This window comes from Nocardioides sp. IC4_145, from assembly GCF_011250565.1.
Lineage (GTDB): Bacteria > Actinomycetota > Actinomycetes > Propionibacteriales > Nocardioidaceae > Nocardioides.
The window spans coordinates 23,211-37,234 of sequence record NZ_JAANMS010000030.1 but is presented as its reverse complement, the minus strand read 5'-3'; the positions used below and the strand labels follow the sequence as shown (position 1 = coordinate 37,234).

The window sequence follows — 14,024 nt, the reverse complement described above, 5'->3', positions numbered from 1 at the left end:
CTCGCTCGGGTGAGCCGCCAGCACCACCGCCCGATGACCCCGGGCGCGGGCTTCTTCGCCGAGATCGTCGGCGGGGCCGACCCCGCGCTCGTGACCGAGGCGGCCGACCGCGCCGCCGTGCTGCTCGTGCGTGGCGCGCGGGCGAGCGACGACTCGGAGGTGGCCGAGCGGCTGCTGCGGCTGGCCGAGGACGAGGGCATCGAGACGATCGCCGAGGTGTGGGCCGGCGCACCGGCGGACTCGATCGCCGGCTGCCTGTGGCGACTCTTCCTGCTGCGCTCGTGGGTGCACGCCGAGCCGGTCGCCGTGGCCCGCGAGTTCGAGGCCGGGCGCGCCCGCGCCCAGGTCGCCCGCGTCGTCGCCGGGGTGGCCGACCCGCCGGGGCCCGAGCAGCTCAAGGCGATGGTCGACGAGGTGCTGCGCGGGATCGCCACGAGCGACTTCGCCGACGTCCTGCTGCGGGCCGCGGCCTTCGCGCGGGTCGTCGCGACCGGACGGGCGCACCTGCCCGGCCCCGGGGAGGACGGGGTGCGGCGGATGCTCGCCATGGCCGAGCAGCTCGAGGCCGCCGGTCACCTCGAGCTGGCCGCACGGCTCCAGTAGGTCGTTACAATGGAGAACGAGCACGCCGGGCCGTGGCAGCCCCGGGTCCCACAATTAGCCGCTACGAGCGGCCACGCGCCGTGAGGCGCTCCCGGTCCGGCGTGCTCTCCACCCTCCGGGACGCTGCGCGCCGGCTCCCCTCCCGCGTGCCGCTCTCGCGGTTCGTCCACGCGCCGCGCGCCGATGGCCGTCCCGATCCCGGCGAGGTCGTCTGGGCCTGGGTCCCCTACGAGGAGGACGCGAGCCGCGGCAAGGACCGCCCGGTGCTGGTGCTCGCCCGCGAGCGCACACCCGGGGGCGAGCGGCTGCTCGCGCTGATGCTCACCAGCAAGGACCACGACCGCGACGCCGCCGACGAGGCCCGGTGGGGCCGTCACTGGATGGACGTCGGCGCCGGGGGTTGGGACCGGCAGGGCCGGCCGAGCGAGGTCCGGCTGGACCGGCTGCTCGTGCTCGACCCCGACGCGGTGCGCCGGGAGGGCGCGGCGCTCGCCCGCGGCACGTTCGACGCGGTCGTCGCCGCCGCGGCCCCCTACCTCGCCGAGGACCTCGCCGGGCTCAGGACGCCCGGAACGTCGCGGCGATCCGGCGGACAGCCTGGCGGGCGGGGTTCCGGCCGCTCGGCCACCGGCGCTCGTCGGTGGCGACCTCGACGACGCTGATCCAGCTGCCCTTCCGGACCACGCCGAGCGCGGTGGCGCGGGCGCCGTCGGCCGAGCGCTCGCCGTACGTCGCGGCGTACACGGTCCCGAAGCCGGTGCGGACCGGCACGTCGTGCGCCTCACCGACCTTCGCGCGGGGCGAGGACAGGCGCTCGGCGCAGTCGGCGCGCCAGGCCATCAGCACCTCGGCGGCGCGGTAGGCCGAGGAGCGGTCCGCGAACCTGCCGAGCACCTGGACCGCGGTCGCCGAGCCGTCGGCCGTGGTGAACCGGCGCTCGGTCGTCCGGATCGCGCCGATGTCGAACAGCGAGGCCTTCTGGCACGCGCCGACGGGCCGCGAGCCGTCGCCCTTCGTCGCCTCGGTCCAGGGCCGGTCCTCGGCCACCGTCGGCATCCGGTCCGCGGCGAGCAGGTGGGCGCGGGCCGGCTTGGCCAGCAGTGGCTGCGGCGGCAGCGGGGCGAGGGTGCGGTTCGGCCGCGCGGTGCGGCTCGCCTCCGGCTCGTCGGTCCGGGCGCCCTCGGTCGGATTGCTCGCGGGCGGCGCCGCTGGCGCGGTCGCGCTCGTCGTGGCGGCGGGGCTCGTCGGCGCCTCGGCGGCGTCGCTCCCGTCGCCTCCGCACGCGGAGAGGCCGAGGGCCAGGGCGAGAGCGGCGGGGAGCAGGAGCGCTTGGGGTGCTCGGGGAAGGCGGGGCACGCTGCATCGTAGGCAGCCGGGGCGGTCGGTAGGGTGACGGCGCGCCCCGGACACGGGGGCGCGTGCTGTGACCTGGGCCGCCCGTGCGGCCGGAGCGAGGAGGCGTGCCGTGCGGCTGCGACGGGGACGGCGGAGCACCCGGACCGGGGTGGCCGCCCTGCTGGTGCTCGCCCTGGGACTGGGCCTCGGTGCGTGCAGCAACGACGGCGGCGACGACGACCCGCCCGCTCCCGAGCCGACCCGCGCCGCCCCGCCGGTGCGCCTGCTGTTCGGCGTGTGGGGCACCAACGACGAGGTGTCGGCCTACCAGGCGATGGTCGACACCTTCAACGCCGCCTCCCAGGAGAGCCAGGTCGAGCTGCGCTCCTGGGACGACCGCGAGGACCTTTCCGACGCGCTGCGGGCCGGCGGCAAGGTGCCCGACGTGTTCCTGGCCTCGCGCCGCGACCTGCGGTGGCTGCTCGAGGAGGGGCTGACCCAGCCCGTCGACGAGCTGCTCGACGAGCGCGGCACGGAGTTCGGCGACAACTACTCCCGCGACGCGCTGCGCGCCTTCTCCGCCGACACGCGCCTGCAGTGCATGCCGTACGGCATCTCCCCGACGGTCGTCTACTACAACACCGAGCTCGTCGACTTCGAGAAGATGCGCAACCGCGAGCTCCCGGCGCCCAGCGACGAGGACGACACGCGCTGGTCCTTCGAGGAGTTCGTCGCCGCGGCCGACTTCGCCACGCGCCCGCGCAAGCGGGTCCGCGGTGTCCACGTCGAGCCCACGCTGCAGGGGCTGGCGCCGTTCGTCGAGAGCGGTGGCGGGTCGGTCTTCAACGACGAGACCGAGCCGACGTCCACGGCGTTCTCCAGCGACGGCAGCCGCGAGGCGCTGACCCGAACCCTCGAGCTGCTGCGCAACCCCCAGCTCACGCTCACCGAGGGCCAGCTGCAGCGCGCGACCCCGGTGGAGTGGTTCGAGCGGGGCCGGCTGGCGATGATGACCGGCGACCGCTCGCTCGTGCCGGAGCTGCGGCAGGTGCCGGGGCTGGAGTTCGACGTGATGCCGATCCCGACGCTCGGGTCCTACGCGACCGTCGGCGACATCACCGGGCTGTGCCTGTCCAAGGCGGCGGCGAGCACCGCCGAGGGCGCCGACTTCCTGGTCCACGCCACCTCGTCGGAGTCCGTGGCCCGCGTGGTCCGCGCCGGCTACCTGGTGCCGGCCAACCTCGAGGTCGCCTACTCCGAGGACTTCGTCCGGCCCGACCGCCTGCCCGCCCACGCCTCGGTCTTCACCGACTCGATCCGCGCGCTGCGCGTGCCCCCGCTGCTCGACACCTGGGACGAGCTGGAGACCGCGATCCGCGACGACATCCGCTCGCTCGTCACCTCCGCCCCCGAGCTCGACCTCGAGGCGGTCACCGAGCAGATCGACCTGGACTCCCAGCGTGTCCTCGACCCCGAGTTCGAGGAGCCGACCGAGTCGCCCTCGCCCTCCGAGGAGTCCGGCGAGGACGAGGAGTAGGTCCCGGGCGATCGGGTCGTGAGCTTCATCGGCTGGCCGACGAACCTCACGGTGGGCCGATGAAGCTTCAGCGGCCCACCGACAGTTTCATCGGCGGGCCGATGAAGCTGTCGCCGCGCCGTCCCTGCGGTCAGCCGGCCGCGCGGGCGTCGGCGTCGAGGATGGCACGGGTGAGGACGGGGGCGGCCAGGGCGACCTGCCACGAGCGGGCGCCGTACCCCTGGAGCGCGCCCGCCACGGCGTCGAGCAGCTCGCCGGGGTCGCGGGTGGCCGGTGGCGTCCACAGGGTGCGGCGGAGGTAGTCGGGGGTCAGCAGGTTCTCCACCGGCAGCCCGTGCTCGTCGGCGAGGGCGGTCATGGCCTCGCGCGCCAGCTGGAGGCGGTCGGCGGCGACGGGGTCCTTCTCGGCCCAGGCGCGTGGCAGCGGCGGGCCGTCACCGCGCGGCGAGCGCGAGGGCAGGTCGGCCTCGTCCATCTCGGCGACCTCGCGCAGGGCGGCGATCCAGCGGTTGGCGTACCGCTCGGCGCCGCGGCCGTGGAAGCCCTTCGTCGACAGCAGCGCGGACCGCTCCAGCGGCATCGCGGTGGCCGCGGCGATGATCGCGGCGTCCGGGATGATCCGGCCCGGGGTCACGTCACGCTGCTCGGCGATCGAGTCGCGCAGCTCCCACAGGGCACGGACGGCGCCGAGCGCCCGGCGCCCGCGGACGCGGTGCAGACCCGACGTACGACGCCAGGCGTCGACCCGCGTCGGCTGCTCGAAGCTGCGCAGGTGGTCGAACTCCTGCTGCGCCCACTCGTCCTTGCCCTGGGCCACCAGCTCCGCGGCGATCGCCTCGCGCAGCTCGACGAGCACCTCGACGTCGAGCGCGGCGTACTCCAGCCACGGCTCCGGCAGCGGGCGGGTCGACCAGTCGACCGCGGAGTGCTCCTTCTTCATCGAGAAGCCGAGCACCGTCTCCACGAGGGTCGCCAGCCCCACCCGCGGATAGCCCAGCAGCCGCCCGGCCAGCTCGGTGTCGAACAGCGAGGTCGGCGTCAGGCCCACCTCGGCCAGGCAGGGGAGGTCCTGGGTCGCCGCGTGGAGGATCCACTCGGTCCCCTCGAGGGCCTCCTGCAGCGGGGCGAGGTCGTCGAAGGCGATCGGGTCGACCAGCGCGGTGCCGGCGCCCTCCCGGCGCAGCTGCACGAGGTAGGCGCGGCTGGAGTACCGGTAGCCCGACGCCCGCTCGGCGTCGATCGCGACCGGTCCGGTGCCGGCGGCGATCCGGGCGCAGACCTCGGCCAGCGCCTCGGCGGTGTCGACCACCGGCGGCAGGCCGTCGCGCAGGGTCAGCAGGGGTGACGGCGGGGCGTCGGGTGCCCCGGGTGCCTCCGGTGCCTCGGGGGCCTCGGAATCGTCGGGCCGCGCCTCGGGCGCGCTGTCGTCGGCAGGGGACGGGTCGGTGGCCTGCTCGGGCCCCTCGACCGTCACCGGCCCGGGCCGCGCTGCCCGCGGCGGCTCGGCATCACGCTGACGCCGTCGGGCACGGGCGGCAGCCCGACCGCGGTGCACAGCAGCTCGCCCCACGCCTCGACGTGCGGTCCGACGTCCAGGGACGCGCCCGGGACGGAGCCGTCCGGCGTGCCCGGCGTCCACGAGGCGCGCACCTCGAGCTGGGCGGTGCCACCCTCGTCGGCCATGCCGCCGAAGCTCTCGGTCGCCACGCGCGTGACCGTGCCCGAGACCATCGAGTACGTCGCTCCGTGGGCGTCGAGCGCCTCGGTCAGCCACGACCAGCCGACCTCCGCCAGCATCGGGTCGCTGACCATGTCGACCTCGATGTCGGCGCGCGCGTAGGCCACGCACCGGAAGGTGCCGTCCCACGCGTCGTTGCCGTCGGGGTCGTGGAGCAGGATGATCCGGCCGGTGCCGACGTCCACCCCGTCGACCGTCACGTCGGCGCTCAGCGCGGCGGCGTACGGCGCGATCCGCTGGGGCGCCGGCATCTCCTCGCAGAAGACCTCCGGGCGCAGACGCGCCGAGCGCATGCTCGCCACGGCGTCCCGGAACTCCGCGGGGCTCACCGACGCACCCGTGCCCGGGTGCGTCTCCTGACGCACGACCATGCCCCCACAGTAGGTCGCTGCGCTCGAACCGATGTGCGAACACGCCGGGCGGGTGGGAGGCTTGTGGCCGTGAGCAGCGCCGCCCGCACCACCGACCGCACGTCCGACGGCACTCCTGGCCGCCACCCCGGCCTCGCCGACAGCGCCTTCCTCAAGGCCGCTCGCGGGGAGCCGGTGCCGCACACGCCGGTCTGGTACATGCGGCAGGCGGGCCGTTCGCTCCCCGAGTACCTCCGCGTCCGCGAGGGCATCGGCATGCTCGAGTCCTGCATGGACGCCGACCTCGTCACCGAGATCACCATGCAGCCCGTGCGGCGGTACGGCGTCGACGCGGCCATCTTCTTCTCCGACATCGTCCTGCCGCTCAAGGCCGTCGGCGTCGACCTCGACATCAAGCCCGGCATCGGGCCGGTCGTCGCGAACCCCGTGCGCACCCTCGCCGACGTCGACGCGATCCCCGACCTCATCCCCGAGCACGTCCCGTTCATCACCGCGGCCGTCCGTTCCCTGGTCGGGGAGCTCGGCGCGACGCCGCTCATCGGGTTCGCCGGGGCGCCCTTCACCGTCGCCTCCTACCTCGTCGAGGGCGGTCCCTCGAAGGAGCACGCCAAGACCAAGGCGATGATGTTCGGAGCCCCTGAGGTCTGGGACGCGCTCATGCGCAAGATCGCCGGCATCGCGTCGGCGTACCTCGCCGTCCAGGTCGAGGCCGGTGCCTCCGCCGTGCAGCTGTTCGACTCGTGGGCCGGCGCGCTCACCCCCGACGACTACCGCGCCCACGTCATGCCGCACTCGACCCGCGTGCTCGCCGCCGCCGGCGAGCTCGGCGTCCCGCGGATCCACTTCGGGGTCGGCACCTCGAACCTGCTCGGGCTGATGGGGGAGGCCGGCGCGGACGTCGTCGGCGTCGACTGGCGTACGCCGCTCGCCTCCGCGCTCCCCCTCGTCGGCGACCGCGGGGTCCAGGGCAACCTCGACCCCACCCTCGTCTTCGCGCCGACCGACGTCATGACCGCCCGCGCCGCCCAGGTCATCGAGGCGGGCCGCGCCGCGAAGGGCCACATCTTCAACCTCGGCCACGGGGTCATCCCCTCCACCGACCCCGCCCAGCTCGAGCGGCTCACCGAGTTCGTGCAGTCCTACCCCCTGGGCTGACCCCGCGGGGCGGGCCGGTGACCACCGGCCGGGACCCGCTCGGGGCAGGGCGTGACCCGGGCCACGTCTGCAGCGTTCGTGCGTGCGGAGGCCGCCCGACCGCGGGCGGCGCGAGCAGGAGGCTGCATGTCCCCCCACAGCAGGTCCGTCCGATCAACGGCGCCACCTCCCGAGCCGAGGAGCCGGCGCGGCCGCCGCGCGCTCGGCGCGGCGCTGGCGACCAGCCTGGCGCTGCCGGCGGCGGTGCTCGCCGGTGCGCCCGCGCAGGCGGCCGTCACGGGTCCCGTGAACGGATCCGTCGTCTCCGGGCAGGTCGCCATCACCGAGGCGCGCGGAGCGACCGAGGACTGTGTGAGCCCGCCGAGCAGCGTGGGCTCGCGGGTCGTGGTCACCCGGGTCGCCGACGGCGCCCAGGTGCACACCGCGTCGAAGTCCGGCTCCGGAGCGCTGACCACGACCTGGAACAGCGTCGGCAACCCGCTGGGCCAGTACCGCATCCAGACCTACGCCCGCGACGGCAAGAAGTCGGGCTTCCTGAACCTGGGCTGCACCGCCCAGGCCGAGCAGCAGCTGTCGAACATCACCGTCACGCTGCGCAACCAGTCCGCCGTGGCCATCGAGCTGCCGTCCTCGGTCGTCACCGGCGAGGACCTGCCGGTGACGGTCCGCACCACCCGGTCGGGCACCGGCGTCACCGGGCAGCCCCTGGGCGGCCGCCACGTCACGGTGACGGTCCCAGGCGCCGGCGAGGTCAGCATCGACACCGGCGCTGACGGCGTCGGGCGGACAACGGTCGACCTCCCCGACCTGCCGGCCGGCCCCCTCACGGTCGCCGCGGCGGTCGAGGACGACTCGTCGTACGCCGGGCTCTCTGGCTCGGCCACCACGCGGCTGACCGCACGTCCGACGCAGACCCTCTACCGCGGCGCGACCCGCGCGCTGCCGGGCGGCACAGCCGTGCTCGAGGGCCAGGTCGTCGACGTGACCCCGGACAGCGACCGCTACGGCCAGCCGGTCGTCGGCGCGCCGCTCGTCCTGGCCCTCGGCGACGACGTCGCCCCGGTGACGACCGTCGCGACCGGTCGGGCGATGCGGACGGTGGTCGTGGCCGGCCCCTCCCGCACGGTCCCGGCCTCGGCGACCTACGCCGGCGACGGCGTCCACGGGCCCAGCTCGGACACCGTGTCGTTCTACGTCGGTGAGGACGCCGCGTCGCCGGCGCCGAACCAGTCCGGCGTGGTGGGCAACGTGACCGGTGCGATCGGCGGGCTGCTCGGCGGGCTGCTCGGTCCCGGCAGCGCCGCGCCGGGCGGCGGCGGCACGTCGCTCGGGGACCTGCTCGGCACGCTGACCGGCATCGTCGGCCCGAGCACGCCGCTCGGCGCGATCACCGACGTCGTCGCGTCGGGGCTCCTCCACCTGCTCGACACCACCCAGCTGCGCGCCGTCCTCGACCGCCTCCTCGGCGCGCTCGGTCGGGGCGTCGACGCCGCGGGCGACCCCGTCGACCGCACGCTCGACCGCATCCTGCGCACGGTGGGCGCCGGCTCCCCGCTCGGCGCGGCCACCGAGGCGGCTCGCTTCGAGTGGCGGGCCAGCTACGAGGCGCCCGACGGCACCCGCCGCAACCGCGAGTTCGGCGGGTTCATCGGCGCACCCGCTCCGCTGGACGTCACCGGGGACGGCACGGCCGACGTGCTCGCGAACGTGACCCTGACCGGCCTCGCGGACGCCGTGACGAGCGGCGACCCGACCCGGGTCGTCCCGCGGCTCGAGGTCGCGCGCCTCGACGGCGCGCCCGACGCGTTGCCGTTGAGCATCCAGGCGTTGCTCGACCTGCCCGGCGGGACCGAGCGCTACCGCTTCGGGTACGACGCGCGCGAGGGCGACGCCCCCGAGGCGTTCCGGGCCGACGTCCTGCTCGCAGACGGTGGTGCGGTGCTCGACCTCCGCAGCCGCGGAGCTTCGCCCGTCAGCGTCACGGGTGCCGTGGTGCCCGCGGCGGCCGACCCTGCAGCCGCGGAGCCGGCCGAGCAGCGCTTCGCCGTCTCGTTCGACCGCGCGCCGACCGGCGCCCGGATCGGCATGCGCCTCGGCGGGAGCGGTGAGGACATCGCCGCCCGGCTCGACGTCGACCGTCCGACCGTCGTCGGCCTGCACCTGGCCGACGACAGCGGCGGCGACGAGGTCTTCCTGGCGGACGGCGTCCTGGACAGCGTGCAGGGCTCCCTGTCGCTCGAGCTGGCCGGCGGTGAGACCGACGGCCTCCAGGCTTCCCTCTCGAGCCCGTCCGGGCTGGAGTCCGTGCACCTGCACGCGCGGCACCTCCACGCCGGCCGCACGGTCGACGACATCTCCCTGGGCCTCACCGACGTGCCGGCCGTCGTCTCCTTCGGCCTCGGCGCCGAGGGCGCGGGTGAGCTGACGGCGAGCGGACCGATCGGCGTCTTCGAGGCCGGCTACGCCTCGGGCCGCCCGGTGGCGACGCTCGACGAGCCGGCGTACCTGCGGCTCCTGCAGGACGGCGACACGCAGTCCGTCGCGCTACGGCTGCCCGGCTTCGAGGGCATGGACCTCGCCCTGCAGGACGAGATCTCCCTGGGCCTGACCATGGCTCCCACCCCGCTGCGCGCGCTGGTCGACCAGGACGGCCTCGTCCTCGACGCCCGCATCCTCGACGCTCCGCGCACCCTCGCACTCGCCCTGTCCCCGCAGGGCGCGATCCGGGTCGAGGGGTCCGAGCCGATCGGCCTCTTGACCGTCGCGGCGCACGACGACGAAGGCCTCCTCGAGGGGGCGACCGACCTCGACCTGAGGCTGGAGGACGTCCCCGGCCTGCTGTCGGTCAGCCTGGACGAGGCCGGCGCGGTCGGTTTCGACACCGGCGGACGGCCGATCGGGCTCGTCGACCTCCGGGCCCACGACGGCCAGCCGCTGGCCCTCGCCGGTGACGGCGACGGTCTCGCGGTCGAGAACCGTCCGGACGGCACGGCGATCGCCGCCCGGATCCGCGGGCTCCGCTCGGTGTCGGCAAGCCTCGGCGTCGCGCCCGAGATCATGCTGGACACGGTGGCTGGTCAGGTGTTCGACGTGGCGCTCACCGAGCGCGACGAGCAGGGCGTGCTGGTCGACGACGTCCGCGCCACCCTCGACCACCTGGTCCCGCACATGCGGCTGGCGCTGGTCGACGACGGCAGCGGCGCGCTGTCGTTGCGCTACTCCGCCGACGAGCCCACCAACAGCCTCGCGTTCGACATGGGCGGGCTCTCCGGGTCGATCAGCGGACCGCTGCCGGCTGAGCTCACGGTGTGCATGGCCGGCGACGAGGCGTGCCTGCCGGGCCTCGGCATCGACGACCCGGGTCTCGGCTCGGTCCGGTTCGCCGCCAGCGAGCACACGACGCTGGACCTCGCCGACGCCTCTGGTGGCCTGTCCGCCTCCGGGCTGCGGGTCCGGGTCCTGGAGCTGACGGGCACGCTGGACGCCGACAACGGCGGCGACGTCTACCTCAACACCACCGAGTTCGGTGGTGAGTGCGGGGACGCGGGGTGCGTCCGCCCGGTCCTCGGCGGCTCGGTCGGCGCCGACCTCGGCGCGGCGAGCCTGCTGTTCCGGCCCGGGAACGGGTTCTTCGCCGACGACGCCCTCACCCACCTGAAGCCGCGCAAGCTGTTCGGCCAGACGGTGGGCGTCGACGGCACGGGCGGCACCGGCGAGGTGCGCTGCGTCGGGGACACCCGCCTCGACGTCACCGTCGAGGTGCTCGGCATCCCGCTGACGCTCGGTCTGAAGGACGCCATCTGCGACGTCCCGCGGACCGGCTGACGCACCCGCACCACCTGCGCGGCCCGGGCACCCCTGCCCGGGCCGCGCGGCGTTCGTGGCCGACCCGTTCACTCAGCCGGGACGGCGGGGCGGCGGCGGAGCCGCCTGAGGAGCGCCCAGGCGGGAAGGCCGAGGAGGAGGGCGACGGCGGCGAAGGGGAGGACGGCGCCAAGGACGGTGGCGGCGGCGACGGCGGTGGTGACCAGACCGTCCCAGCCGCTGGCCAGGCCGGTGAGGAAGCCGGCGTCGTCGGCCTCCGGCTCGGCCTCCTGCCCCTCGCGGGTCCGGGCGATGGAGACGGTGATCGTCGACTGGGCGGTCTGGTCGGCGAGGTGGTCCTGCTGCTTCTCGAGGGAGGCGAGGTCGGCCTGGCGGCGGGAGAGCTGCGCCTCGATGGCGACGATGTCGCGGATCGACTCGGCCCGGTCGAGGAGGAGCTCGATGCGGCGGATGCTGCGCCGCTGCACGCGCACGCGGATGTCGACGTCGAGGACCTTGGTGGTGACGTCCTCGCTGGTGGTGCTGGCGTCGACGAGGTCGGCGACCCCCGTCAGCGACTCGACCGCCTCGTCGAAGCGTGCCGTCGGCACGCGCAGGACGAGCCGCGACCGAGCGACGTCGCCGTCGTCGTCGGTGCCGGTGTTCTCCTCGGCGACCTCGCCGTCGTACCGGTCGACCACCTCCTGCACCTCCGCACGGGCCTCGCCGACGTCCTCGGCGCGGAGCGCGACGTTGCCGGTCGAGATGACCTTGCGGTCGGTGTCCACCGAAGCGGCCGTGATGGGCACGGCCCCGTCGGCCTCGTCGGAGAAGGCGAGCGCGTCCTGCCTCGACTCCGCGGCCGGGGCGTCCGCGACCGAGCCGCCGGCGGAGGTGTCGGCGGAGGTGTCGGCAGAGGAACCCCCGTCGGAGGCGCCGGTCGAGCAGGCGGAGCCGAGGGCCGCGAGGGCGACGAGCGAGGCTGCAGCGAGGCGGGTGCGGGGCGTCATGCCGTCTGGGACGGGACGACCTCCATGACGGTTCCACCTGCGGTCGGGGAGGTACGCCGGCCGCGGGCCACCTCGACGAGCGCGGCGCGCAGGTCGACCACCCGGCCGGGCAGCTGGCCCTCGCGGTGGCGCAGCACCAGGGTCACCGCGGTCTCGTCGCCCGCGAGGGGCCGGCAGGCGAGGAGCCCGGTGCGCTGGAGCGGGTCGCCGACGACGCTGTAGTCCGGCAGCACGGTGACGCCGAGGCCCTCGGCCACCATCAGCTTGCCCATCTCCGCGCCATCGGCCGTGTGGGAGCGGGCGGGCAGCCGGCCTCCGAAGAGTCGGTGCGCGAAGCGGTGCATGAGGTAGCCGGCCCGCATCGCGACGAACGGCTCCTCGCGCAGCTGGTCGACGGTGACCACCGGGCGGGCGGTCAGCGGGTGATCGGCAGGCAGGACCACGACGGGTCGGCCGCGCACGAGCGCGGTGCCGACCAGGTCGGGCGGGGCGTCGTCGCCGGCCAGGACGTTGACGAGGCCGAGGTCGAGCGAGCCCTCGGCGAGGCCCTGGTGGATCTCGGCCTGCTGGGCGTCGACGACCTCGACGGTCGCGCCGGCGTGGTGGTCCTGGAGGAGCCGGAGCGCGGGCACGAGCAGCGTGGACGTCGCGGCGTTCACGGTCCCGACCCGCAGCAGCCGGGTCGCGGTGGCCTGGTCGCCGGCGGCCCGTCGCAGCCGGTCGACCGCGTCGAGCACGTCGACCATGTTCTGCAGCAGGTCGCGGCCCTGACGACTGATCCGGGCGCCGGAGCGGCGCCGGTCGAGGAGCGTCACGCCGAGCTCGCGCTCCAGCTTGGTCACCGCCTCCGACAGTGCCGGCTGGGAGATGTGCAGCTGCTCGCTGGCGCGGCGCAGGGAGCCGTGCTGGGTGACGGCGGCGAGGTACTCGAGCTGTTCGATCCGCACGGTGCTCCTCCGGGGTGAGCTGATGATTGGCAAAGTCAATCAGCAATATCTACTTAATGCGACCCGGACGGAAGTCGGACAGGGCGAGCGCGCAGCGGTGCAAGGCGCCGCCTGTCGCCCGCTCCCGGCTTCCTCGCAGCCGGAGGGCGGGTCGGCTTGCACTCGGCCAATAACTAGACCAACCTGATCGACATAAGCCATCAAGACCGACGCCCGGCGTCGAGGGGCCGCACCCAGGCCCCCCAGCAGGAGAGGTGGACCGACCATGTCGACGTTCCTCACGTCCGATGCCCCCGAGACCGGCTCGTTCGCGGTGATCGGCGCCGGCCGCGTGCCGGTGCTGGACGCCGCGTCCGCGGTGGAGGTGGCCACCAAGATCGGCCGCCGCCTCGCCGACGGAGCCGCCGAGCGCGACGCCGAGCGGGTCCTGCCCGCCCAGGAGGTCGACCTCGTCTCCTCCTCCGGCCTGCTCGCGATCACGGTGCCCGCCGAGCACGGCGGCGCCGACCTGCCCACGTCCGTCGTGGCCGAGGTGTTCCGCCTGCTGGCCGTGGGGGACCCGAGCATCGCGCAGATCCCGCACAGCCACTTCGTCTACGTCAACGCGCTGCGCCACCGCGGCACGCCGGCGCAGCAGGCGTTCTTCTTCGGCGAGGTGGTGGCCGGCAAGCGGTTCGGCAACGCCCAGTCGGAGGTCGGCACCAAGCACGTGCGCGACCACCGCACGACGCTGACCCGCGCCCCCGACGGCCGCTGGTTGCTCAACGGGGAGAAGGGCTACAGCACCGGCGCGCTCTTCGCCGACTGGATCCCCGTCCTGGCGCACCTCGACGTCGACGGCCCGATGCACGTCGCGTGGGTCGAGCGAGCCGCGCCCGGCGTGACCGTCGTCGACGACTGGGACGGCATGGGCCAGCGCACGACCGCCAGCGGCACCGTCCGCCTGCAGGACGTCGCCGTGGACGACGCCCGGATCACGCCGTACCACCTCACCTTCGAGGGACCCCAGGTGTACGGCGCCTTCGCCCAGGTGCTCCACGCCGCGCTGGACGCCGGCATCGCGCGCGCCGCGCTGACCGAGGCGGCGGCGTTCGTGACCACCAGGTCCCGGCCCTACCCGGACGCCGGGGTGTCCCGCCACGCCGACGACCCGCTCGTCGTGCACGCCTTCGGCGAGATGGAGGTGCAGGTCCGGGCCTGCGAGGCGCTCGTGGCCGAGGCGGCCCGCGCCGTCGACCGCGCGACCGCTGACCTCACCGAGGAGTCCGCGGGCCTCGCGAGCCTCGCCGTGGCCGCCGCCCGCGCCTCGACCACCCAGGCGTCGGTCGACGTCTCCAGCCGCCTCTTCGAGGTCGCCGGCACCCGGTCGGCGCTCGACGGGCTCAACCTGCACCGGCACTGGCGCAACGCGCGCACCCACACGCTCCACGACCCGGCCGCCTGGAAGGTCCAGCACCTCGGCCGGCACGCCCTGGACGGGGTGTTCCCGCCCAACCACGGCCAGGTCTGACCCGCCACCCGACG

At 75.1% G+C, this 14,024-nt stretch carries 11 protein-coding genes; 6 read left to right on the top strand and 5 right to left on the bottom strand.

Annotated features, from left to right (window positions below; translation table 11 throughout):
* The first annotated feature begins 9 nt into the window (after window positions 1–9).
* Together G6553_RS13425 and G6553_RS13420 are read left to right on the top strand one after the other, a co-directional pair.
* Entirely contained in the window at window positions 10–603 is a 594-nt protein-coding gene (locus G6553_RS13425) for a hypothetical protein (protein ID WP_347565702.1), read from the top strand.
* A gap of 80 nt (window positions 604–683) precedes the next feature.
* Complete coding sequence (locus G6553_RS13420) at window positions 684–1,265, top strand: type II toxin-antitoxin system PemK/MazF family toxin (RefSeq protein WP_347565701.1); 582 nt, start codon at window positions 684–686, stop codon at window positions 1,263–1,265.
* On the opposite strand, the gene G6553_RS13415 is transcribed toward G6553_RS13420, so the two are convergent.
* Window positions 1,162–1,959: a hypothetical protein gene (locus G6553_RS13415; RefSeq protein WP_166193678.1), complete on the bottom strand. Its 798-nt coding sequence runs from the start codon at window positions 1,957–1,959 to the stop codon at window positions 1,162–1,164. The two genes, G6553_RS13420 and G6553_RS13415, sit on opposite strands and share 104 nt — an antisense overlap.
* A 109-nt stretch (window positions 1,960–2,068) precedes the next feature.
* On the opposite strand from G6553_RS13415, the gene G6553_RS13410 reads away from it, so the two are divergent.
* Complete coding sequence (locus tag G6553_RS13410) at window positions 2,069–3,475, top strand: extracellular solute-binding protein (protein ID WP_166193675.1); 1,407 nt, start codon at window positions 2,069–2,071, stop codon at window positions 3,473–3,475.
* 130 nt (window positions 3,476–3,605) lie between these two features.
* Here the strand turns inward: G6553_RS13410 and G6553_RS13405 are convergent, their stop codons facing one another.
* Both G6553_RS13405 and G6553_RS13400 read right to left on the bottom strand, forming a co-directional pair.
* Window positions 3,606–4,949 carry an HRDC domain-containing protein gene (locus G6553_RS13405; RefSeq protein WP_166193672.1) on the bottom strand — a complete coding sequence of 448 codons (1,344 nt, stop codon included), beginning with the start codon at window positions 4,947–4,949 and terminating at the stop codon, window positions 3,606–3,608.
* Complete coding sequence (locus G6553_RS13400) at window positions 4,946–5,584, bottom strand: DUF3000 domain-containing protein (RefSeq protein WP_166193669.1); 639 nt, start codon at window positions 5,582–5,584, stop codon at window positions 4,946–4,948. The genes G6553_RS13405 and G6553_RS13400 overlap by 4 nt, the downstream gene beginning before the upstream one ends.
* 69 nt (window positions 5,585–5,653) lie before the next feature.
* Between G6553_RS13400 and hemE the strand changes: the two genes are divergently transcribed.
* Complete coding sequence (gene hemE / locus G6553_RS13395; protein WP_347565700.1) at window positions 5,654–6,739, top strand: uroporphyrinogen decarboxylase; 1,086 nt, start codon at window positions 5,654–5,656, stop codon at window positions 6,737–6,739.
* A 126-nt stretch (window positions 6,740–6,865) separates the two neighbouring features.
* The gene (locus G6553_RS13390) at window positions 6,866–10,564 is read left to right on the top strand and encodes a hypothetical protein (protein ID WP_166193663.1); all 3,699 of its coding nucleotides are present in this window, start codon (window positions 6,866–6,868) and stop codon (window positions 10,562–10,564) included.
* Window positions 10,565–10,632: 68 nt separating this feature from the next.
* Here the strand turns inward: G6553_RS13390 and G6553_RS13385 are convergent, their stop codons facing one another.
* Window positions 10,633–11,553 (bottom strand): DUF4349 domain-containing protein, encoded by a 921-nt coding sequence (locus tag G6553_RS13385; protein WP_166193660.1) that lies wholly within the window; start codon window positions 11,551–11,553, stop codon window positions 10,633–10,635.
* A complete protein-coding gene (locus G6553_RS13380; RefSeq protein WP_166193657.1) occupies window positions 11,550–12,500 on the bottom strand; it encodes a LysR family transcriptional regulator in 951 nt (316 codons plus the stop codon). Before G6553_RS13380 ends, G6553_RS13385 begins: the two co-directional genes overlap by 4 nt.
* A gap of 265 nt (window positions 12,501–12,765) precedes the next feature.
* Between G6553_RS13380 and G6553_RS13375 the strand changes: the two genes are divergently transcribed.
* Window positions 12,766–14,010 (top strand): SfnB family sulfur acquisition oxidoreductase, encoded by a 1,245-nt coding sequence (locus G6553_RS13375; protein WP_166193654.1) that lies wholly within the window; start codon window positions 12,766–12,768, stop codon window positions 14,008–14,010.
* Window positions 14,011–14,024 lie beyond the last annotated feature (14 nt).

What these genes read in the sequence shown, in the direction of transcription:
- G6553_RS13400 (WP_166193669.1), bottom strand. Translation starts at nt 5,584, where the DNA reads ATGGTCGTGCGTCAGGAGACGCACCCGGGCACGGGTGCGTCGGTGAGC.
- G6553_RS13390 (WP_166193663.1), top strand. Translation starts at nt 6,866, where the DNA reads ATGTCCCCCCACAGCAGGTCCGTCCGATCAACGGCGCCACCTCCCGAG.
- G6553_RS13385 (WP_166193660.1), bottom strand. Translation starts at nt 11,553, where the DNA reads ATGACGCCCCGCACCCGCCTCGCTGCAGCCTCGCTCGTCGCCCTCGCG.
- G6553_RS13375 (WP_166193654.1), top strand. Translation starts at nt 12,766, where the DNA reads ATGTCGACGTTCCTCACGTCCGATGCCCCCGAGACCGGCTCGTTCGCG.